This is a genomic window from Salipaludibacillus agaradhaerens (genome assembly GCF_002019735.1).
Lineage (GTDB): Bacteria > Bacillota > Bacilli > Bacillales > Salisediminibacteriaceae > Salipaludibacillus > Salipaludibacillus agaradhaerens.
On record NZ_KV917378.1, the window covers coordinates 3,674,205 to 3,696,562 of the forward strand.

Annotated in this window: 25 protein-coding genes; 21 read left to right on the forward strand and 4 right to left on the reverse strand. The window is 36.4% G+C overall.

Annotated features, from left to right (window positions below; all coding sequences use genetic code 11):
* Positions 1-774 precede the first annotated feature (774 nt).
* The 5 genes from sufC to sufB all read left to right on the forward strand — a co-directional run bounded on the left by sufC (position 775) and on the right by sufB (position 6,112).
* Complete coding sequence (gene sufC, locus BK581_RS16810; RefSeq protein WP_078579256.1) at positions 775-1,557, forward strand: Fe-S cluster assembly ATPase SufC; 783 nt, start codon at positions 775-777, stop codon at positions 1,555-1,557.
* 26 nt (positions 1,558-1,583) lie between these two features.
* Entirely contained in the window at positions 1,584-2,891 is a 1,308-nt protein-coding gene (gene sufD, locus BK581_RS16815) for a Fe-S cluster assembly protein SufD (protein WP_078579257.1), read from the forward strand.
* Complete coding sequence (locus BK581_RS16820; protein WP_078579258.1) at positions 2,891-4,114, forward strand: cysteine desulfurase; 1,224 nt, start codon at positions 2,891-2,893, stop codon at positions 4,112-4,114. Before sufD ends, BK581_RS16820 begins: the two co-directional genes overlap by 1 nt.
* On the forward strand, positions 4,101-4,556 hold the full coding sequence (gene sufU / locus BK581_RS16825) for a Fe-S cluster assembly sulfur transfer protein SufU (protein ID WP_078579259.1): 456 nt from the start codon (positions 4,101-4,103) through the stop codon (positions 4,554-4,556). Before BK581_RS16820 ends, sufU begins: the two co-directional genes overlap by 14 nt.
* Positions 4,557-4,714: 158 nt before the next feature.
* Positions 4,715-6,112 (forward strand): Fe-S cluster assembly protein SufB, encoded by a 1,398-nt coding sequence (sufB, locus tag BK581_RS16830; RefSeq protein WP_078579260.1) that lies wholly within the window; start codon positions 4,715-4,717, stop codon positions 6,110-6,112.
* Between the two features lie 658 nt (positions 6,113-6,770).
* Here sufB and BK581_RS16835 read toward each other — a convergent pair.
* The 3 genes from BK581_RS16835 to BK581_RS16845 are packed head-to-tail and all read right to left on the reverse strand — an operon-like array spanning position 6,771 to position 9,311.
* Positions 6,771-7,286, reverse strand: coding sequence for a hypothetical protein (locus BK581_RS16835; RefSeq protein ID WP_078579261.1), 516 nt, complete (start codon positions 7,284-7,286; stop codon positions 6,771-6,773).
* Complete coding sequence (locus BK581_RS16840; RefSeq protein WP_078579262.1) at positions 7,286-8,362, reverse strand: hypothetical protein; 1,077 nt, start codon at positions 8,360-8,362, stop codon at positions 7,286-7,288. Before BK581_RS16840 ends, BK581_RS16835 begins: the two co-directional genes overlap by 1 nt.
* Before the next feature lie 10 nt (positions 8,363-8,372).
* Positions 8,373-9,311 (reverse strand): S8 family peptidase, encoded by a 939-nt coding sequence (locus BK581_RS16845; RefSeq protein ID WP_078579263.1) that lies wholly within the window; start codon positions 9,309-9,311, stop codon positions 8,373-8,375.
* A 469-nt stretch (positions 9,312-9,780) separates the two neighbouring features.
* Between BK581_RS16845 and BK581_RS16850 the strand changes: the two genes are divergently transcribed.
* The 13 genes from BK581_RS16850 to BK581_RS16910 all read left to right on the forward strand — a co-directional run bounded on the left by BK581_RS16850 (position 9,781) and on the right by BK581_RS16910 (position 17,944).
* Positions 9,781-10,017 carry a hypothetical protein gene (locus BK581_RS16850; RefSeq protein ID WP_078579264.1) on the forward strand — a complete coding sequence of 79 codons (237 nt, stop codon included), beginning with the start codon at positions 9,781-9,783 and terminating at the stop codon, positions 10,015-10,017.
* A gap of 107 nt (positions 10,018-10,124) precedes the next feature.
* On the forward strand, positions 10,125-10,397 hold the full coding sequence (locus tag BK581_RS16855) for a sigma factor (protein ID WP_078579265.1): 273 nt from the start codon (positions 10,125-10,127) through the stop codon (positions 10,395-10,397).
* Positions 10,398-10,412: 15 nt separating this feature from the next.
* The gene (locus BK581_RS16860) at positions 10,413-10,649 is read left to right on the forward strand and encodes a sigma factor-like helix-turn-helix DNA-binding protein (RefSeq protein ID WP_169837771.1); all 237 of its coding nucleotides are present in this window, start codon (positions 10,413-10,415) and stop codon (positions 10,647-10,649) included.
* The gene (locus BK581_RS16865) at positions 10,649-10,843 is read left to right on the forward strand and encodes a hypothetical protein (protein ID WP_078579267.1); all 195 of its coding nucleotides are present in this window, start codon (positions 10,649-10,651) and stop codon (positions 10,841-10,843) included. Before BK581_RS16860 ends, BK581_RS16865 begins: the two co-directional genes overlap by 1 nt.
* Positions 10,830-11,273, forward strand: coding sequence for a hypothetical protein (locus BK581_RS16870; RefSeq protein ID WP_078579268.1), 444 nt, complete (start codon positions 10,830-10,832; stop codon positions 11,271-11,273). The genes BK581_RS16865 and BK581_RS16870 overlap by 14 nt, the downstream gene beginning before the upstream one ends.
* Positions 11,274-11,350: 77 nt before the next feature.
* Positions 11,351-11,929 (forward strand): tetratricopeptide repeat protein, encoded by a 579-nt coding sequence (locus BK581_RS16875; RefSeq protein WP_078579269.1) that lies wholly within the window; start codon positions 11,351-11,353, stop codon positions 11,927-11,929.
* 246 nt (positions 11,930-12,175) lie between these two features.
* Entirely contained in the window at positions 12,176-13,051 is an 876-nt protein-coding gene (locus BK581_RS16880) for a protein kinase domain-containing protein (RefSeq protein WP_078579270.1), read from the forward strand.
* Positions 13,052-13,447: 396 nt separating this feature from the next.
* Positions 13,448-13,930: a GNAT family N-acetyltransferase gene (locus tag BK581_RS16885; RefSeq protein ID WP_078579271.1), complete on the forward strand. Its 483-nt coding sequence runs from the start codon at positions 13,448-13,450 to the stop codon at positions 13,928-13,930.
* Between the two features lie 93 nt (positions 13,931-14,023).
* Positions 14,024-14,500 carry a pyridoxamine 5'-phosphate oxidase family protein gene (locus BK581_RS16890; protein ID WP_169837772.1) on the forward strand — a complete coding sequence of 159 codons (477 nt, stop codon included), beginning with the start codon at positions 14,024-14,026 and terminating at the stop codon, positions 14,498-14,500.
* Between the two features lie 190 nt (positions 14,501-14,690).
* Positions 14,691-15,386, forward strand: coding sequence for a class I SAM-dependent methyltransferase (locus BK581_RS16895; RefSeq protein WP_245829121.1), 696 nt, complete (start codon positions 14,691-14,693; stop codon positions 15,384-15,386).
* A gap of 316 nt (positions 15,387-15,702) precedes the next feature.
* Positions 15,703-16,179, forward strand: a complete 477-nt coding sequence (locus tag BK581_RS16900) for an SAM-dependent methyltransferase (protein ID WP_078579272.1) — start codon at positions 15,703-15,705, stop codon at positions 16,177-16,179.
* Positions 16,180-16,490: 311 nt separating this feature from the next.
* Positions 16,491-17,027, forward strand: coding sequence for an ATP-binding protein (locus tag BK581_RS16905; protein WP_078579273.1), 537 nt, complete (start codon positions 16,491-16,493; stop codon positions 17,025-17,027).
* A 155-nt stretch (positions 17,028-17,182) separates the two neighbouring features.
* Positions 17,183-17,944 (forward strand): class I SAM-dependent methyltransferase, encoded by a 762-nt coding sequence (locus BK581_RS16910; RefSeq protein WP_078579274.1) that lies wholly within the window; start codon positions 17,183-17,185, stop codon positions 17,942-17,944.
* Positions 17,945-18,014: 70 nt separating this feature from the next.
* Here the strand turns inward: BK581_RS16910 and BK581_RS16915 are convergent, their stop codons facing one another.
* Positions 18,015-18,377, reverse strand: a complete 363-nt coding sequence (locus tag BK581_RS16915) for a hypothetical protein (RefSeq protein ID WP_078579275.1) — start codon at positions 18,375-18,377, stop codon at positions 18,015-18,017.
* A 378-nt stretch (positions 18,378-18,755) separates the two neighbouring features.
* Between BK581_RS16915 and BK581_RS16920 the strand changes: the two genes are divergently transcribed.
* From BK581_RS16920 to BK581_RS16930, 3 genes are all read left to right on the forward strand, one after another.
* Entirely contained in the window at positions 18,756-19,979 is a 1,224-nt protein-coding gene (locus tag BK581_RS16920; RefSeq protein ID WP_078579276.1) for an RtcB family protein, read from the forward strand.
* Positions 19,980-20,674: 695 nt separating this feature from the next.
* A complete protein-coding gene (locus tag BK581_RS16925) occupies positions 20,675-20,986 on the forward strand; it encodes a DNA-binding protein (protein ID WP_078579277.1) in 312 nt (103 codons plus the stop codon).
* A 347-nt stretch (positions 20,987-21,333) separates the two neighbouring features.
* Positions 21,334-22,194: a DUF72 domain-containing protein gene (locus BK581_RS16930; RefSeq protein WP_078579278.1), complete on the forward strand. Its 861-nt coding sequence runs from the start codon at positions 21,334-21,336 to the stop codon at positions 22,192-22,194.
* The last annotated feature ends 164 nt before the right edge of the window (positions 22,195-22,358 follow it).

Below are 22,358 nucleotides of genomic sequence, written 5' to 3' on the forward strand. Positions count from 1 at the left end.
TGTGAAAGCGGGAATGCTAAAATAAATCATATGGTGAGGAGCTAATGGTTAGTATGCCATAACGGTTTCCTCTATATTTGAAAGGAATGTGATTTATTATTTTACTATCTCAAATGAAGCATACCGCTGAAATGGAGAAAGCTTTGTATCAAAGTTATGGAATGAGTTACGAAGAGTACAACCAAGATCTAGATAATCTCTTGAAGATTGAAAGAAAACGGGAAAAAGATTATCAAAAAAGCATGAAAATAGTTAAAGAATTAGCACACCTTTAAAAGTCACACTTCTTGTTAATTAAGTGATCATCTTGCTTCTATGTCCCGTTGTCTAAGCTTTCAGGTCAAATCGCATACGACTCATAATAGCCTGGGAGGATATCATCCTCCCAGGCTATTTAATCTAATTAAAAATCATTCTCAATTAGAGGTGGAAGAAAGGCATCTAATTGAGAATGAAGTTTTTAATTTAAAAGTCATTCATGTTAAAATTAAAAGGAAAAAGTTAAGATACTATTTTATAACGAACCAAAAAGCGAGCGTTATAAACATAAAAGTTAAGATTTAGAAAGCGTATAGTAACAGTTTTTGTATAAGAAGTTCTCTATTGGATATTTTATGAAAGAAACATGAAAAGAATTGTGCATTTCCCTTGAACTGCTTTTTCATTTGATATAAGATTGTAATGAGAATAAAGTGAGAATGTGTTGAAATCTTTCATTTCTCATCTTAACATGTTTTAAAACAAACTTTCAAAAAATAAATGGAGGTACGTATCATGACGAAACCAAATTTAACAGTAGAAGATCTTCATGTATCAATTGAAGATAAAGAAATTTTAAAAGGCTTTGGTATTGAGGTAAATGGTGGAGAAATTCACGCTATTATGGGGCCGAACGGGACAGGAAAATCAACACTCGCTTCTGCACTTATGGGCCACCCTAAATACGAAGTCACTGAAGGAAAAGCAACACTAATGGGTGAAGACCTTTTTGAGATGGAAGTAGATGAGCGTGCACGAGCAGGCTTGTTTCTTGCGATGCAATATCCTAGTGAAGTGTCTGGTGTGACGAATGCTGATTTTATTCGTTCTGCTATGAACGCTGGACGTGAAGAAGGCGATGAGGTCTCTTTAATGAAGTTTATTCGCCAGATGGATGAGAAGATGGGAACATTAGAAATTGACGAATCATTTCAGCATCGATATCTAAATGAAGGGTTCTCTGGTGGGGAGAAAAAACGTAATGAAATCCTGCAATTACTTATGCTCCAACCGAAAATTGCGATCCTTGACGAAATTGATTCAGGGTTGGATATTGATGCCCTTAAAGTCGTTGCTAAAGGAATTAACGAACTGCGCAGTGAAGAGTTCGGCTGTTTAATCATTACCCACTATCAACGCCTATTAAACTATATTAAACCTGATTTCGTACACGTTATGATGCAAGGACGCATCGTGAAATCCGGCGGTCCTGAGCTTGCACACAAGCTTGAAGAACAAGGCTATGACTGGATAAAAGAAGAGCTTGGAATTGAAGATGAAACAGTAGGTCAAGAATAAGGCCGGTCAAAGGAGGAGGAATGAAGATGACGACGGAAATAACGTTTCCAGTAAATCAACAAGATATCACAAGCTTCTCTAAAGACCGCAATGAACCTCAATGGTTCTCTGACCTTCGTCTAACGTCTTTAGATAAAGCTTTAAACCTTGAATTGCCAAAACCAGATAAAACAAAAATTTCGAAATGGAATTTCACATCATTTGATTTTGACGCGAAGGTTGAAGAAAGTAATAGCTTCTCCCTACTATCAGAAGGTGTCCGCTCTTTAATTGGGGATGAAAAAAATATTCAGAACCTACTGGCACAAAAAAATGGTGTGACAACCTATGAAGCTCTTCACGATGATTTAAATAGTAAAGGTGTTATTTTTACAGATCTAAAAACGGGCTTGCAAGAACATGAAGAGCTCGTGAAGAAATATTTTATGAAGGACGCTATTTCTTTAGATGAAAATCGCTTAACAGCCCTTCATGCGGCTTTAGTCAACGGAGGTATTTTTATTTACGTCCCTAAAAATGTGGAAGTTGAGTTACCTCTCCAAGCAGTGTACTCACACGAAGGGAATTTCGGATTATTTAATCACGTCCTCATTGTGGCAGATGAAAACAGTAGTGTGACATATGTAGAAAACTATTTATCCGAAGGTTCTTCCACTGAAGCAGTCGCGAACATCGTGTCTGAAGTATACGTTGAGAACGGTGCGGTCGTTCGTTATGGGGCAGTAGATAATTTAACGGAAACAGTGACAACTTATGTCAATCGTCGTGGCCAAGTTACTGGTAGAGATGCACAGTTATACTGGGCGCTCGGACAAATGAATGATGGTAACACTGTATCTGAGAACACTACGTACCTCGTTGGTGAGGGGTCTTATGGTGATACGAAGACGGTGTCCATTGGACGTGGGAAGCAATCTCAAAACTTCACGACGAATATTATCCATTTCGGAAAAAATTCTGATGGACAAATCTTAAAGCACGGCGTTATGAAAGATGCCGCTACGTCAATTTTTAATGGCGTTTCGAAAATTGAACACGGTGCGACAAAAGCGAATGGTGAACAGACAGAGCGTGTTCTCATGCTTAGCGAAAAGGCAAGAGGTGACGCTAACCCAATTCTTCTCATTGATGAAGATGATGTAACAGCAGGGCATGCGGCTTCCGTAGGAAAAATAGATCCTGTGCAAATGTTCTATCTCATGAGCCGTGGACTCTCTCGAAAAGAAGCTGAACGTCTTATTATTCATGGTTTCTTAGAGCCTGTTGTCGGTGACTTACCGATTGAATCAGTTAAAGAGCAGCTATATGATGTGATCGAAAGGAAAGTTTATTAATGGATATTCAAGCCATTCGTGAACAATTCCCGATTCTTCAGCAAGAAGTTAATGGTCATCCGCTTGTTTATTTGGACAGCGCCGCCACGTCTCAAAAACCGAAACAGGTTATTGATGCAGTAAATCATTATTATAATGCGTATAATTCTAACGTGCACCGAGGGGTTCATACTCTCGGTTCACGAGCTACTGACGGATATGAAGGGGCTCGTGATACGGTTCGTAAGTTTATTAATGCGAAAAGCGTTGAGCAAGTGATTTTTCTAAGAGGTACAACAACAGCTATTAATACAGTGGCTGCAAGTTACGGAAGAGCCAATGTTGGTCCTGATGATGAGATTGTCATTACACCGATGGAGCATCATAGTAATATCATTCCTTGGCAGCAACTAGCTAAAGCAACAGGTGCTACGTTAAAATATATCCCATTAGAAGAAGATGGAACGCTTTCACTTGATAAAGTGGAAGAAACCATCACAGATAAAACAAAGATTGTATCTGTGGTTCATGTCTCCAACGTACTAGGAACCATTAATCCGATTAAAGAGATAGCTGACATTGCTCATAAATCAGGGGCTGTTATTATGGTTGATGGCGCACAAGCTGTCCCACATATGAAAGTGGATGTCCAAGATTTAGATGTGGACTTTTACGCTTTTTCAGGACATAAGATGTGCGGACCGACTGGTATCGGTGTTCTCTACGGTAAAAAACAGCTTCTGAAAAACATGGAACCTGTGGAATTCGGTGGAGAGATGATTGATTTTGTTGATCTATATGACTCTACTTGGAAAGAGCTTCCTTGGAAGTTTGAAGGTGGGACACCAATTATTGCAGGCGCCATCGGTCTTGCTGAGGCAATCAGATTTTTAGAAGCGATCGGTTTGGATAATATTAAAAAGCATGAACAAGAGTTGGCATCGTATGCTATAAGTGAGCTGGATAAAATAGATGGTGTCACTGTGTATGGTCCTAAAAAACGGGCAGGTGTTGTCACATTTAACTGTGAGGATGTTCACCCGCATGACGTTGCCACAGTCCTAGATGCTGAAGGGGTTGCTGTAAGAGCCGGTCACCATTGCGCTCAGCCGCTTATGAGATGGTTAGATGTTACAGCAACTGCAAGAGCTAGCTTTTATCTTTATAATACTAAACAAGATGTGGATGCTTTCGTGAAAGCATTAATAAAAACAAAGGAGTATTTTGGAGATGTCTTTAGGTAATCAACTAGACACACTGTATCGTCAAGTGATTATGGATCATTACAAAAACCCTCGAAATCGTGGAGAGCTTGAGGGTGACTCCTTGAAAGTGAATATGAATAACCCTACATGTGGTGATCGTATTCAACTACAGATGCAAGTGAACAATGGAAAGATAGAAGATGCGAAGTTTGTTGGTGAAGGCTGCTCAATCAGCCTCTCCTCAGCGTCTATGATGACGCAAGCTGTGAAAGGGCGTCCAGTTGAAGAGGCACTGCAAATGTCTGAGATTTTTTCAAAAATGATGCTTGGAGAAGAGTACGATGAAGGTCATTTTGATTTAGGAGATATTGAAGCCTTACAAGGAGTGGCGAAATTTCCTGCACGAATTAAGTGTGCCACGTTAGCGTGGAAAGCGATGGAAAAAGGTTTAGAGGAAGAGGAACAAGACGAGACGGAATAAATCAGCCAGTACCCTTGGTTTTTACTATGTGTGTGTTGTAAAATAGAGACTATAACCTTTTAAGTCCCTGCCGTCGTGAAACGAGTGACATGTTTAGTTAAGTAAGAATTCAATTGAAGAACAGTTTACCTGTTCCCAATCTATAAGGAGGGTTTCACATGGCAAAAGAAATGCCAGAAATCAGTGAATATCAGTACGGTTTTTCTGATAAAGACGTCTCGATATTCCGTTCGAAAAAAGGATTAACCCGTGAAATCGTTGAGGAAATTTCTCGTATGAAGGATGAACCTCAATGGATGTTAGACTTCCGTTTAAAATCACTAGAGCAGTTTTATAAAATGCCAATGCCACAATGGGGTGGGAATTTGGCAGAATTAAATTTTGATGATATTACGTACTATGTTAAGCCATCTGAGAAATCCGAACGTTCTTGGGATGAAGTGCCAGAAGAAATTAAAAACACGTTCGATAAATTAGGTATTCCAGAAGCTGAGCAAAAATACCTTGCAGGCGTTTCAGCTCAGTATGAATCCGAAGTTGTGTATCACAATATGCAGGAAGATCTTGAAGAACTTGGTGTTATCTTTAAAGATACTGACACTGCTTTAAAGGAAGACGAAGAGATTTTTCGCAAGCACTTTGGCACAGTGATTCCGCCAACTGATAATAAATTTGCAGCTCTTAATTCAGCCGTGTGGTCTGGAGGTTCATTCATTTATGTACCGAAGGGTGTTAAAACAGATACACCTTTACAAGCATACTTCCGTATCAATTCTGAAAACATGGGACAGTTTGAGCGTACACTTATCATTGCAGATGAGGACAGCTCTGTGCACTACGTTGAAGGCTGTACAGCACCTGTTTACACAACAAACTCATTGCACAGTGCGGTCGTTGAAATCATCGTTAAAAAGGATGCATACTGTCGTTATACAACCATCCAAAACTGGGCGCCTAACGTATTCAATCTCGTAACGAAGCGTGCAGTAGCAGAAGAAAATGCGGTTATGGAATGGGTAGATGGTAATATTGGCTCTAAGCTGACGATGAAATATCCAGCTGTTGTCATGAAAGGCCGCGGTGCTCGTGGAAATGTACTGTCTATTGCCATCGCTGGAAAAGGCCAACACCAAGACGCTGGTGCTAAAATGCATCACCTAGCACCAGACTGTTCATCAACGATTGTGTCTAAATCCATCTCAAAGCAAGGTGGTAAAGTATCGTACAGAGGAATCTGTCACTTTGGACGCAAATCAGAACGCTCAAAAGCAAATATTGAGTGTGACACGTTAATTATGGATAATCAATCCACATCGGATACAATTCCATATAACGAGATTCTCAATAATGACATCACGCTTGAGCATGAGGCCACAGTCTCCAAAGTATCAGAAGAGCAGCTGTTCTACTTGATGAGTCGTGGTATTTCTGAACAAGAAGCTACCGAAATGATCGTCATGGGCTTCATCGAGCCATTTACAAAAGAACTACCGATGGAATACGCAGTGGAAATGAACCGTCTGATCAAGTTCGAGATGGAAGGTTCAATCGGTTAATAACTAAAAACCTTATTTTAAAGAGGTTTGGAATTAATATGAGGATTTGAAGCGTGACGTTTTTGTGCCGATTCAGATTACCTTTTAGTGTGGAAGGCGAACTTTGGAAGTTCGTCTTCTTTTTTCAGTGATATTAAGATCAGTATCTGCTGTTGTTTTGAGGGTCTTATGTTTGAATGATCTAGTACATATTTCAGACTCGTACTCGTTTCAAGTGAAGGAACAGCGTGTGTGCCTGAAACCGTTGGTGTCTTTAAAAAAAGTCGTTATCGTCATATGAAGTCAGCGAGGGCTTTCATACCAATAGTCTGTCTGTAGCCGATCAGTTACTAATATTTTTAAAATAATTACTTACTATATGTATGACTAGCCGCGACCAGTGAGCATTATAAGAAAATCACACAAAATGGATAGAAATTTGATGAGCCAGAGAAAGCTAAGCTCATACATTAATGAAACTGGATATAGCATATGTAGTACGCGAATGGAAGGTTGATGATTTTACGTTTACGTAATATGGACTTGATAGTAAAGGGGATTATTGGTAGGATAAAAAGCTACAAGCGAACATAACGATTCTGTTTATTCCCCAACCAAGTAAATAGAAGAGGGGTTAAAAAAGGAATCCAGTCAGTATTTACACTGAATTCCTTGAATTTCAATTAAGATCCAAAATTCCCATTTTCTTAACATCGTTTAGAGCAGTGAGGAAGTCGTTAACAATGTGATCTTTAAATTGGGATCTTGTAACTATCGGTAATCCAGAAAAATAAGTTACTAAATTATACAATCTACTAACATTTCCACCAATATAACACTTAGACACTGACTTAAAATCATCTGTTTCCAATATTACTAAGGATCCTATACTCAGTATAGTATCTACGTCAGTAATAGTCTTGCTTTGTTTTTGTAGTGTTCGAAACTTCATTTCGTTTATGCAGCTTACTTTGCCTTCTAAAAGTTCAAGAATGGCTAGATTATAGATCCCATAAGTTCCACATATTTTATCTCTACTAGGTATTTCGCTTTCAATAAGGAATGGTTTAATATCTGGATCTAATAAAGATAATTCTTTTGCTTTTAACGAGCTTTTAAAAAAAATATCTACATCTTTAATCTTCCACGGGGGATAATTATCTCTCAATTCTAAATATTGTTTGTATTTTCTCATTAATTTGCTTTTCCAAGTCCATAAAATGAATGAGACGATTTACCTTTTGGATGATAATGATGAAATGTTCGAACGCCTTTAGAAGCCTTATGAGGACGATGATAAAGTGTATCTTTATAAGACGAAGCTGTTTTTGCAATTTTTTTCGCTTGAGTTGAATTTATGCTCCAGACATCTGCGTTTGCTTTTAGTCTATTAACAGCTTTTGTTTGTGACTGACCAGGACCAACTAATATACCCAATTTATTATTTACTCTTCTTGCTTGGTAGTGAACCCATTTTCTATTCTTCTGTTGTTCTTGTGCAACCTTACCGGCTACCCATAATGCTCCTTTGTATAGTGAAATTAAGCCTTTAGCTGCTAAATAAATCAAGACAGCAGCACCAACAACAATCGCAAAACCAGCAATTAATGCGGATCCTAAAGTAATTCCTAGAGCAGGAACAAAAACAGCAGAACTAGTATACTCTCCTAAGTCTGATTCCAGATTAATAGTTTCACCAGTAATTTTATCTGTTAATGTGCCTGAAATATTATCTTCATTAAGTTCCTCTAAATCCAGTGAGTAAGCAAACTCTTTTTGGTTATCTGAAGTAGTAACTAAGTTCACTTCATCTTCACCTAGATTCAGACCGATAGTGGTAGAGAACTCTTCGCCAGTGTCATCTAAACCAATAATTTGAATTACTAAATCATTTTCTTCAATTACGTTTTCTACTTCATCGGTTAGAATATCAAATTCTTCTTTCATCTCTTCTGTTAATTGCTCATCTTCTAAAGTCAACTCTTCATAAGTGAGCTCTTCTTCCTCAATTAGAAACTCTTCTTCCAATTGTGGATCTTCCTCAATAGCTAAGTCAACAAGCTCTTCTTGGTTACTCATTGGCAATTGTGCAGTAACATCTATTTGCTCAAGTCCCATACTTTCTAAATTATTTTCAATATTTTTCTCAAGATAATCTAATTGATTACTGCTTACATCCCCTTCAGCTAAGGTTTGTTGTTGAAAATTAAAAGATGTAATTAATAGGCTAATAATTATTACAAATGTAACTAAACTTCGACTTTTTTTCATAATATGTCTCCTAATTTTGTATTAATCCTTTTCCAAATAGTTCTGGATTACCTAAGTTAATAGCATTATTTTCTAACTTTTTCCTCACCTCCTTAACAGTATATTCTTCTTTTGATTCAAATTGGCTAATATAATTTGCAACCGCGCCACTTACAAATGCTGTTGCAGCAGAAGTATGTGATATATAACCATATTTGTTGTTTGGAAATGTTGTTAAAATATTCTCCCCAGGTCCAACAAAATCTATTTTCCCATACGATGTGAAAGGAACTTTACTAAAATCACTATTTATTGCTCCAACAGATATGACATTCTGATTACTTGCTGGAAAATCGACTTTTCCATTTAAATTATTTCCCGCCGCTGCAACAATAATAATGTTTTTACTATAGGCCTTATCTAAAAGCTTCTCGACTCTTTGGTCACTACTTTGAGAGCCTAAGCTCATATTAATAAGATCAACATTCTCTTCAATCGCCCAAGTTAGGGCTTCTAGAATATAATCATCTTTACTTTTGTCATTTTCAAATGCCTTTATTGAATAAATTTTGAGCGGAATGCTAGAAGAAACGCCCGAGATTCCGAACGAATTATCATTAGCTGCTATAATGCCAGCAATACCAGTTCCATGGCCAGTATCATCAGAGATATCTCTGTCAGGATAGATGACATTTTTTTCTGCTATGACAACATCTTGTAGATCGGGATGATTTTTATCTATTCCTGAATCAATAATAGCTAACTTGACTTCTCTTTGTATTGCTACTTTTTTGGGAGCAAGGACTGTAACTCCCCATCCTGTGTATTGTTTCTCATATATCTTGTGAGGAATACTTTTATTAATTTCGTAATTAGAGATAATAGGTTTCAGGAGATATTCTGATCCTGAAAGAATATGAAACATGATAAATATATGTATAAATAGCAAAATACTCTTAATAGTCAACATCCCCAATAAGAAAAATTAAACAATAAAAAGAAAATAATGTATATAAAAATATACTTCTTACAGGAAAAAAAGTCAATACATTATACCGGGTCAAAAGTCTGTGTTGTTCATAATAAGTGTATTTGTCCCTTAGATAGAATCTTAGGTTAGTTTGTTTTTTGCAGCGTGTAGAGAATGATCTGACGATAGTATGGTAGATCTTTCAAATATAACTAGTAAAGATACAGAAGAAATATTTTCTTTTTTAGTTACCCAAGCTTTGAAAATGCTGAGGAACTTTCAAATACTTCAAGTTTAGTTGTTAAAGGAAAAGTAATTTAATTTTGTGAAGAAATATTGATACTTATATGGAGCCTGAGGAAGATTCTGAGGAAGAAAATCCAGGTGAAGAGCCTAGAGGTTACAGAAGTTTATCATGGAGATGCAAAAGTGGGTGATGTATTCCCCATAAAACAGTTTGGCGGGAAAAATGGATGGCGTTACTTACAGTATTGAAGATGTAGTATATTTGGAAGATGATAATGAGTATGTTGTCTTTTTAAGTGTTTTTGATGACTCTCCAGCTGTACTAACAAACTATACACAATCTTTGTATGAAGAAGAAGGGAACGAATTTGTTCTATTATTGGAAGCAGAAGATAACATTGAATTAGAAAGTACAGAACTTGAAGACTTAGAAGCTTTGATTGAGGAATATACTGAATAAATACATTTAAGAAAGTGATCTTATATTTTTTGGGATCGCTTCTTTTTTTTGAAACGTTTTGCCGCCCTAAACTGTCTAATATATGAACGACAAAGGAGAGTGGGAATGTGAAAAGGGAGGCTATTGAGTTTGTATCAAAAGCAAAAAGAGGTGACATTAAGGCTTTTGAGTATTTAATCAACTTAGAGAAAGATAAACTTTACAGATTGGCGTTCACTTATGTGAAAAATGAAGAGGACGCATTAGAAATTTTTCAAGAAACTGTAACCAAAGCGCTTGAAAAAATATCAGGCTTAAAAAATGAACAGTATTTTAGTACATGGATAACAAAAATTTTAATTAACACTTCAATGGACCATCTTAATGTCAAAAAAAATTAAGACACTTGGATGAGAATGAAAGAAAGAAATATTGATGACATTAAAGGTGATATTGAAGGGGCAATGGATTTAATTGATACCTTTAAGCAAATCAATCCAAAAAGTAAATCAGTTCTATACTTAAGATATTATAAAGATTTAAAAGTGAATGAGATTGCAAAGATATTAGGGTGGCCTTCTGGAACAGTAAAAACAACTATTCATCGAGGTCTTGAAGAATTAAAATATATGTTAGAAGGGAAGAAAACATAATGAATGCTGATAAATTTAAAGAAGAGCTTGATAAAATTGAAGTACCTAGTCAAAAATTAAATAAAATAATAAGTGAAGAAATGCAATTGGCTAAAAAAAGACAGAAAAAAGCGTATGTTAAAAATAAGAATCTCTATTTCGCCATCACAGCTGCAGTTCTCTTTTTTTATTGCCCTAATAGTGACAGATTTTAACGGCTTTTTAGATGGTGATTCGAGTGAGAATGTGTCTCCTCTCGTTGATAGTCCTTATTATAATAACCTTAATGAGTTTTATAATCATGCGCAAATCATTGTAAGTGGTACGATGCTTAACCAAGAAAAAGAAATGGATAGTGGAACAGAGATATCCTATATAATAACAGAGTTATCTGTCTCTAATGTCTATAAAGGAGATTCATTAGTTGAAAGTGTCTTTATTAGACAACTAGATCCAGATAAGGTCGCAACTAATACTGGCGTTATAGAAGAAAATAAAGAGTATTTATTTTTCTTAGAAGGTGATCCACAGGGACAACTTTTTCCCATATCTGAACAAGTTTTCGTGATTAATGATGATTCAGTATCTAGTAACCAAGGAGATGTTAGTTTTACTTTAGGTGAATTGGGCGATTTATCTAAATGATAATCTAAGTAGTCATCATTCAATTACAAAGGTTAGTTACAATGATTAATATCCAGTTAAAGATTAAGGAGGCGGATATGCTGTCAGATTTTAAGAGGAATCTATCGTCTTTAAATGAAATTATCTATTTTGACGATAATGAATTTCTCCGTGAGAAGACCAGTGATCCAGTTTTGTTACAACAGTATATAAAAGAAGCGAATGAGTTTTTAAAAAGTCCTTTAAATGAGCAAGAGGAGTATTTTATTAGAGGAACACTTGGTAACTTGTACAGGGTGAATGGAGAAGCGCCAAAAGCCATTTCCCATCTAACTTTTTGCCGTAATTACGCGAAAAAAGCTCAAGAAACTTCAAAAGAGATAGTCTCGCTAATACGGTTAGGGGAAGCCCTGAAATATAATAACAATCATAATGATGCACTTAACATGTTCAATCTGGCACTGGAAAAATGTCAGTCTAGTAACACAAAGAACTATATAGACTTCGTGCATCAGCATAAAGGAAAATGTCTTATGGAATTGTTAAGGTTAGATGAAGCAGAAAGGTGCTTTTTAGAAGCCCTTAGAATAAGGCAACAAAGAGGGGATGAGAAGTTAATTAGTTCAACACAAAAGGCAATAGAGTTATTAAAAAAATTTCTGTCTGAGAGAATGTAAATTAGGCTTTCCTATGACGTTAACGAAGTGTGCTAATTGAAAAAAACTCACAGTTCTATAAATCTGTGAAACGTGTTAAAATCTTTCCCAAATAACTGATTTTGCTGTTAATTATCGTGCCAAATTCAGGCCAAGTTGAGATTGTGACTTATTTTATACTATTTAAAAAAACAGCATTATACCAAGGGTTTTGGTAAACTTTAATATTAAATATAGAAGATGATTTATATTAAATGGAGGGATTAAATGGGCGAAATGCAGGTGATGAATTTAGATAAAGTATCATTTCAATTAAAAGAAAGGCACAACTTCGAATGGCTGACAAATATGGGAGAAGTATTCAGTGTTTTTGATCAACAAGACTCAGGAAATATATGTTTTGGCATAGAAAAAGACGGGATAAAAAAATTTATAAAGTATGCTGGTGCAAAGACGAAAGAATATGCTGGACAACCAGAAGATGCGATAGCGATATTGAAGCATTCAATTCCCATTTATGAAAATTTACAACATAAACACTTGATCAATTTACTGGAGCATTTTGAAACTGAGAAAGGTTATGTATTGGTTTTTGAATGGTTTGTAGGTGAATGTCTTCACTCCCATTGGTCATTTCCGCCACCTCATAAATATACTCACCCTGAGTCTCCTTTTTACCGATTTAAGCAATTACCCATTGAACAACGTTTAAAGTCATTTAAGAGTATATTAGAATTCCATCTAAATGTCGAAAGAAATAACTATGTAGCAGTTGATTTTTACGATGGAAGTATTTTATATGACTTTAAAGATAATGTTACAAAGATTTGTGACATTGATTTATATAAGAGAAAACCATTTATTAATACAATGGGGCGACTGTGGGGATCATCAAGATTTATGTCCCCAGAAGAATTTGAATTAGATGCTAAAATTGATGAAAGAACGAATGTATTTAACATGGGAGCTATCGCATTTGCTCTGTTAGGAGGAGAGCTTGATCGCTCAGATGCAAAGTGGGATGCAGGACAGGAACTTTATCAAGTAGCAATTAAGGCAGTTGCATTAGATAGATTAGAAAGATATTCAACAATAGAAGAATTCCTATCTGCTTGGGAAACAGCCTTAAAATACGGATCGTGAAAGATGTGCCCAACGAACTCTGGACGTTAATCTAATTAGAGATACAAAAATCAAAATAACCTTAGTTAAATAAAAAGGGCTCACAGTTCTATATATCTTTGCACTCACGTATTAACACCCTTCCCACATGCTGATTTTTCTGTTAGGTATTTTCCAAAAAGTTTGTGACAAGTTGAGAAATGATTTAAATCAAATAGTGCCTTATTCCCTTACTTTTGTAGTTGCTGTTAAATCTAATTTATTACAGATTGGGAACTAAACCTCCCGACTCAAAATAGAAAGCAGAGCTAAAGCTATTTAGGCGTGAGCTAACCGGATGCTAACGTCCTGATTGAAGGTTCGTTTTATAAAAGTGATTCATTCTAATTAGAAATTTATAAAAACTGAGGTAATAAAATGAGAATATACGCAATTGAGGAGTCAGGGAAGAATAAGATAATAGAATTTTTTAAGTTACATTGGGGAAGCTCCGAAATGGTTATTTCCAGTGGGGTCTATGATTGTAGTGCGCTAGATGGTTTTACTAGTATAAATGATGACGGTGAAATTATTGGTGTAATTACTTACATAATCAAAAAGGACGAGTGTGAGATAATTTCATTAAATAGTATTAAAGAAGGACAAGGAATAGGTACAAGCTTAGTTCAAGCAGTAGAAAGCTTTGCTATCAATAGAAAGTGTAAACTCGTTAGACTCATAACAACGAACGATAATTTATTAGCATTAAAGTTTTATCAAAAACGAGGTTTTATCCTGTCTCGAATTATAAATAATGCCGTAGAGAAAGCAAGAAAGATAAAGCCGGATATTCCCCCGGTTGGTAATGATGGTATTCCTATCAGAGATGAAATTGAATTAATAAAGGTATTGAACTCATGAGAGTAACAATTTAATAAGAGTGAAAATATGAACTAACAAAGCAAATTATTCAAGGAAGAAGGTTAAAAATAACATACTAAACAGGAGGTCACGATGAGGATTATTACGGATACAGGTAGGAGTTTCGATTTAGAAAAATTTCTTTCTATGCCATTAGTAGCTCATTTATCAACTATGACAGAAGAGTCGCCGAGGGATTCACCTGTTTGGTTTTGTTGGAAAGATAAAAGGATTTGGATAATAGGTACTGCTTCAGATACATTTCCAGATAGAATAAGGAAAAATCCCAAATGTGCTATTGGTATTGTAGATTTCAATCAGCATACCGGTCTTTTTTTACATGCAGGATTTAGAGGGAGGGCAACAGTTAAGCCTTTTGAAAAGGAAATGGCTAATCAGTTACTTTCTCGCTATTTAGGAACTGAAATCGAAGAATGGGACCCACGTTTTAAAGATTTAGATGAAAGTAATGTTTTAATATGTTTTAAACCTGAAACAGTAGTCGTGCGTGACCAATCATATGTTCTTCCTGAAAGGAATAAAAAGGATGGTAATGCAAAAGAAAGCTGACGGGTAGTTTTTCTTGAAAAGGACTGTTTGCACTAACGGAGCAATTAGTTCAATACAAAGGATTAAATGGATATATATGAGCACTAGTACTGCATAAATAGTGTCATCATTTTTATACGATAGCATTGGCTTAACTTATGATACAACTCGTCAAGCAGATCCCGAAATTACAAGGCGGTTACGAAATCATTTGCAAGTACCTAATGGAAGCAAAGTTCTCGATATTGCTTGTGGAACAGGAAATTATACTAGTGTTTTAGAAAAAACGGGTTTAAAAATAACTGGAAGCGATGTTTCAGAAGAGATGATTAAGAAAGCTAAAGGAAAATCAAGCACAATAGCTTGGGAAGTAGCGGATGTAAACAAACTACCTTATGAGGATAACTTTTTTAAAGGTGTAACTTGTACATTAGCCATTCACCATTTTAATGAACTTTTAACTCCTTTTAGAGAGGTTTTTAGGGTTCTTGATAAAGGTAGGTTTGTCATTTTTACGTCATCTCCTGAACAGATGAATAATTATTGGTTAAAAGAATATTTTCCAGACGCTATTGAAAAATCAGCCAATCAAATGCCGAGCGTAGTAGAAGTCGATGATATATTAAAAACGGTTGGATTTAATATTGTGGGTCATGAAACATTTTTAATACAACCAAATTTAAAAGATTTCTTTCTGTATAGTGGCAAATATGAACCAACGATGTATTTAGATGAAAAAGTACGCTCGGGAATATCTACCTTTGCAAACTTGGCATCTATAGAGGAAGTGGAAGAAGGTTGTAATAGGCTGAAAACGAACATCGAAACTAATAAAATAGAAGATGTACTTAATGACTTTAGTAGCGACTTAGGTGATTATGTTTATATAGTTGCTGAAAAGAAATAAAGAGTATTAGCAGAACAGAGCTATGGCTTCTTCAACTATAGAAAAGTATTATTTGAGGAGGACATCGCTTCAATATGTTGAAGATAAGTCAAGGAATATAACAATTTTCTTTCTATTTTGAGGCAGGATGTTGGAAATGAATAAACAGCGTATTAACAATAAAAATACGTGGGATATCGGTGATATGAGTTTTAGTATAAAAAGGACGGCTCTTCGAATCAGAGATAAAATTGCATTAATAAAGGTATTGAACGGAAGCAACAATTTAATAAGAGATACAAAAACTGACTAAGAGATGAGATATGGAGGGATCAATATGAATAAGTATCAAGGGACTTACATTGGATATGTTAGCTCTTCAAGGAAAGAAATGAGCGATGATCATTGGGGGAAAGTCATTAGTAAAATAGTGTTAAATTCTAACCTCCCTGAGGAGTCTCTTAAAGGCTTGGAGGCTTTTTCGCATTTGGAAATAATTTTTCATATGGATCAAGTAGAACCTGAAAAGATTGTGACCGGCGCTCGACATCCTAGAGGTAATGAGGAGTGGCCAGCTGTTGGCGTATTTGCACAGAGAGCGAAGGCAAGACCAAACGCGTTAGGAGTATCGAGATGTAGACTTTTAGACATAAAAGGAAGAGAGCTAACCGTTCAAGCACTAGATGCCATCGATGGGACACCTGTGTTAGATATTAAGCCTTATATGAATGAGTTTGCACCTATTGGCGAAGTTAAGCAACCGGCATGGTCTAGTGAGTTAATGAGAGATTACTATAACGATGTAGAAGAATGAATGTAGTTGGATCAGGTCGAAGAGAACCATTAGAAATACAAATGGCGCTGCTAGTGAGGTTATTCCTAATTTGAAGGATGTGATTTTTAGTGTGGAACGAGCAGTTAATCATAATGCTTCGGTTCTATAAGAGTTTGAACACTATAATGACTTCCACAGGTAACGATGATTTGACTGTGTGCAGCGAACAACTATCAGTAAATCCCCATTGCTTCTGTTAGTGATAAAATTTAAATAAAAGAATAATAGTAATTATTCAAGCAGTTGAACAAGCAAAAGCAAATTTTATCTTTTGGGAAAGGAGGAGGACAGTGAAAGATAAAATTAATATCATAGGGGCTTCAGGGGCTGGTACGACAACACTAGGCTCTTCATTATCAAAGGTTTTACCTCATACACATTTTGATTCCGATAATTACTTTTGGGAAACTAAATTTACTAAACAAAGAGATGTTGCTGAAAGTATAAGGAGGCTCGAAAAAGATGTATCACTTAGTGAAAGCTGGATTCTTTCAGGAGGAGTTTTGGGATGGGCGGATAACTTTAAAAGTTATTTTGACCTCGTAATATTCTTGTGGATTCCTCAGGACATAAGGCTTGAAAGGTTAAAACAAAGAGAGTTTCAACGATATGGACATGAGATATTAGCTGGTGGCAGTAAATTCGAACAATCGAAAGCTTTTTTAGAATGGGCTTCTTTATATGATAGTGCTGGAATGGAAGTGAAAAGTAAAATGTTGCATGAGCATTGGATGGCAGACTTATCGTGTCCAGTATTAAAAATAGAGGGAGATTATTCAGTCAATGAAAGAGTTGATATGGTCTTAGATTACCTAAAATCTAATTGAACTCCAGGGGCGTCAAATGAGACATGCAAAAGGGATTAGAAAATTTATGAGATATATTGTGAAAGCTTTATTAGTTGAATAATTGTTACTGAACTAATGAATAGTTTATTGAAAAAGAAGGACTTAAAAACAATAGAAAAAAAGGAGAAAAGCATTTGTTAGGTTATTATAATAAACTTTCATCAGAAGTATATGATATGGACAAATATATTGGGCGTTCATTTGGGGATGTGGAGTTTTATAGCGATAGATTAGCTTCTTGTAAGGGTGACATTCTTGAACCAGGAGTTGGAACTGGTCGAATTCTCATTCCGTTTTTAGAAAGAGGCTTGAAAGTTGATGGCTTTGATGTATCACAAGAGATGTTAAAAATATGCCGCAATAACTGTGAAAAAAGAGGGCTTAATCCCAAATTATTTGAAGGACATATGGCGTCATTTTCAATAGACACAAAATATGAAGCTATTGTCGTGCCAACTGGTACATTCTTATTGTTACATAAGAGAGAAGATTCTATTAAAGCACTAAAAAATTTTTATAACCATCTTACAAATGACGGTAGGCTAATTTTGGATATTTCTTTACAAACTGATTTATCCGTTGATAAAGTATCAACAAGAACTTGGGAATCAAGGAATGGTGATATTATTACATTGGAAACTAAAGTAGTTGAGGTTGACTATATTAACCAATATACAATATCTCATAATCGCTATGAAAAATGGGCTAATAGCGAACTAATACAAACAGAATTAGAACGGTTTCCACTAAGGTGGTTTGGAATTGAAGAGTTTAAAATGCTTCTTGAAAATATGGGTTTTGATGATATCGTAATTTCGGCAGATTACAAGTACGGCCAATATCCAACTGATTCAAGTGAAATGATTACATTTGAAGCTACTGTAAATAAAGAGTAACATTTTTCTTCATAAACAAACGAGATATGTTAATTGTAATGAGGGGGCTAGTCCCCCCACTTACTCAATTTTACACGTTTGCTTCTAGAATATACTTGGCTTGATGGGTTTCAACGATCGCTTGATTTTCGTCGACGGAGAGAGACATCTTATCTTCCAGCGGAATGTCGAAATGATGAGCTGGCAATGGGCCTGACGCATGTTCCGAGCCTTGAATGGCCCCTTCGCCACGAAGCACCAGTTCATGATTGGCTACATACCCGTCTGGATCTCTACTCTCACGATCACTAAACGTGACTGCCTCTAACGTCATGGAGACTTGATCTGAATCGGTTATCGACGTCATTCCTGCTCCATATTCCAGTTTTGAAATCATAAGCTTCTGTCCTTTATGAGCTTCCAGCCACTCGGTTAATTGTTGCATCGCATTCATATGTGATCCCCCTTGTCAATTCTTTTTCTAGTGTATCCGAGAAGGGGAGGCGCTATGCGATTGATAAGCTTTAGAGCGCTTCATCTAGTTCGAGCAAAATAACGTTTTCTTGTTCTGGAACGCTGCCGAGGCCACCCCCTCTGATTTTAAAGCTAGCCATACCCCTTTGTGAATAATTGACAACGGTCACATGTGTTTGCCAATGAGTATTTCAACTGTCGGCATAATCCACTATCTAATTTTCCTCATTTGTCCCTCCATTTTCTATTGAAGGAATTCCATATGAATGAAATATGTGGTAGTGTTATCCAATAAGAGTGACTTAAAAGCTAATCACTACGTTTGATTGGCTGATAGGAAGAAAAGGAGAGAAGAACGGTGTACAAGGAAATAAAAGGCGTTAAAGTGTGGGGGAATCCACTAGAGAGCGCTGTTGACCAAGCAGTGACATGCTCTCAGCATGGGAATGTAGAACAAGTGCTTTTGATGGCTGATCATCATAAAGGCTATAGTCAACCGGTTGGCGGTGTGGTGGTCTACCGAAATCAAATCTCACCATCAGGGGTTGGATATGATATTGCGTGTGGGAATAAGGCCGTAAAAACAAATGTGAAATATGAAGATATAAGAGAGCAGCTATCTGGGATTATGGATGAAATAGCGCAGTCCATCTCTTTCGGTGTAGGTAGAAGTAATCGTGAGAAAGTAGATCACGCGCTTTTTGATGACCCTGACTGGGACGTATTTAAAGAAATAGGTAAGCAGGAGCATGACAAATTAAAAGCGCTGGCGAAAAAACAGCTAGGCACGGTAGGCAGTGGTAACCATTTTGTTGACCTTTTTGTTGAGGAAGCAACAGATGACGTTTGGGTGGCAAATCATTTCGGGAGTAGAGGATTCGGTCATAAAACGGCGAGTGGATTTATGAATTTGGCCAAGGGAGCCCAGTTTTCCGATAAAGTTAAAGGGGAGCGGATGGAAGACGCGCCTACTCTATTAGATTTAGATTCAGACATTGGTGATATGTACTACCGCGCGATGCAGTTAACAGGTAAATATGCCTATGCTGGTCGAGATTACGCCATTCAAAAAGTGTTAGACATTTTGCAGGCAGAAGCTCTGTTTTCTGTACACAATCATCATAACTACGCGTGGAAAGAAACGCATGATGACAAAGAATATGTCATCGTTCGTAAAGGAGCAACGCCATCAGCACCAAACCAATGGGGGTTTGTAGGCGGAAGCATGGGTGACAATTCCGTCATCATTCGCGGGGTAGATAGTGAAGAAAATCGAGATGCTTTTTACAGTACGGTTCACGGAGCTGGACGAATCATGAGCCGAACAGAGGCAGCTGGGAAAATGAACTGGAAAACGCGAACGAGAAGTGGCGGAAAAGTAACACCGGAACAGATGAAGCAAGCGATTAAAGAGTTTGGTGTTGAATTGCGCGGAGGCGGTACGGATGAGAGCCCGTTTGTTTATAAAAAATTAGGAGATGTTCTAGAGGCGCACAAACAGACAGTCAGCATCGAACATGTGTTAAAGCCAATTGGCGTGTGTATGGCTGGAGAAGGGGAATTTGATCCATATAAAGATTAAAGAGGCTGTTTTACCGCAGCCTCCTCTAATTTTCCAAATTCTAATTCAACAGCAGTATAAACGGTGTTAAAAAGCAGGGTATTTGCTGTTTTATATAGAGGGGGAGTAAATTATCTTTATTATTATTGGTTTAGGACTGCAAATCATTTTTATATTGTTAATCACACTATTCAACTTTCTAAGAGTATTTGATATAGACAATTATTCTGTTTATCCAGTAGCATTATTTGAACTCTTTATTGGTGTCGTAAGTTTATTTTGCGGTTTATACAGTCTAATTAAATTTAAAAGACCCTTACTTTCGGTTTTTGTTATTCTTTTTGGCCTGTTTATCCCACACTTAAGGGGCAGTAAAACCCCCACCTTAAAACGTAAGAAGGTCGAAAAGTTTAGGTGGGGGATAAACTGCCCCTAAAGGTCCGATAAGTTAAACTAACAATCAGTGGGGATGAAGGAAAACCCCCACTGATTGAAGCTTAGCTTTATATGTTTCTTTTTTATTTTCATATATTTATTACCAGAAGCGGGAACCCCGCCAGTAATACCTTGGTTATAGCTTGATTAGCTAACGTGTGAGAAATCGATTACTTATTTTTGACACATGAAGATTTAGTGTAGAAGGTGCTAAAATTAGAAGAATACGGTTGATTATTCAACTGCCTAATCAAATAGATAAATAGAGAGGAGAACATAAGATGGATGGATTTGCTCTTGGAATGTTCTTATTAGCTATTGGTTTTAGTCTTATGGGTTATTTTATAGGGAAGGGTTTACAAAATTTTAGCCGTCCAGATAAAGGACACAATTATAATCACTTAATAAAAGAAAGCGATCTAAAATTTTATCTTAATTTAAGTCAAGGAGAAATAGAAGAGTTACTACATAAATACCCTAATCCACCTAAGGTTGAGCTGAAAGGGACGACTTATTATTTGTATAACCAATTGATGGATTGGTTGTCGTCTCATGATCTTTGCACTAAATATGACTATGAGAAGGTTGATTAATAGTCAATGGATAAAAAGATAATAGGTGTTTTACCACAGTTTACCGATCCATCTGAGATGGCGGTTTTCTTTTTTAGTTTTTTCGAAATACTACAGATCGGGAAACAAGGATTTACCAAAAAACTAGTGATGGCACAACGTAGAGAAAAAAGTTGAGTAACGTGAAATCCCTGCTGTAGAGAAGCTTATTAAGAAAAGGTACTGATACTTGAAAACAATAATGCCATGCATTCTCAGGGTGTTGAATAGGTTTTCTTTAATGGATATGAATAGAACCTTCTGCTATCATTTTATATGAGGATCATCCGTTAGAGGGTGTCATTATTATGCATAAAGGAGTTACGAATATGAGTCAGATTAACATCGGCCTTAGTGGTTGGGGAGATCATCATACGCTTTATGAGGGGCTCACATCAGTTGCTAAAAAGCTTGAAGCATATGCAGGGCATTTCCCGATTGTGGAATTAGATTCATCGTTTTATGCTATTCCGCCTGAAAGAAATATTATGAAATGGTTAAATGAGACGCCACCAACGTTTCAATTTATTGTAAAAGCTTATCAAGGGATGACGGGGCATCAACGTGGAGATATTCCCTTTGATACAAAGGAAGAGATGTTTACTGCATTTAACACGGCCATAAAACCATTAAAAGAAGCAGGGAAATTAGCAGGGGTCCTTTGTCAATTTCCACCCTGGTTTGATTGTCAACGTAAACATGTGGATTATTTACGGGTTGTTCGCCAGCAATTAAGTGAATTCGATGCCATTCTAGAATTTAGACATCAATCATGGTATGACGGAGTGATGAAAGAAAAAACGCTTGACTATATGAAAGAAGATAATTGGATACATAGTATATGTGATGAACCTCAAGCAGGTGAACGATCGATTCCTTTCGTTCCGGTAACAACCCATAGCAAGAAGGCGTTTGTAAGATTCCATGGACGAAATGTCGCGGCATGGACGAAGCCGGTAAAAGGTCAAGAGTGGCGAGATGTCCGCTATCTATACGATTATTCTCATCATGAATTAGCTGAACTAGCTGAACAAATTAAAAAAATTGCTGCTTCAGTCCCTAACACATATGTGATTTTTAACAATAATTCAGGTGGACACGCAGCAGGGAATGGCCAATCTTTTATAAAGGAACTTGGCATTTCGTATGAAGGGCTTGCACCGAAACAATTAAACTTATTTGATGAATAAGGGAATGATAGACATTATAATAGATAATAAGTGAAGACAAATGTCATAGTCATATACCGCATTTCTTTAAGATGCCATTAAGGTTATCAAGTTATACAAGGGTGAATGGATCTTATAGAAAATGGTCTTGCCGTTCTTGTAACCTCACTCGTGCAAAGTCTCTT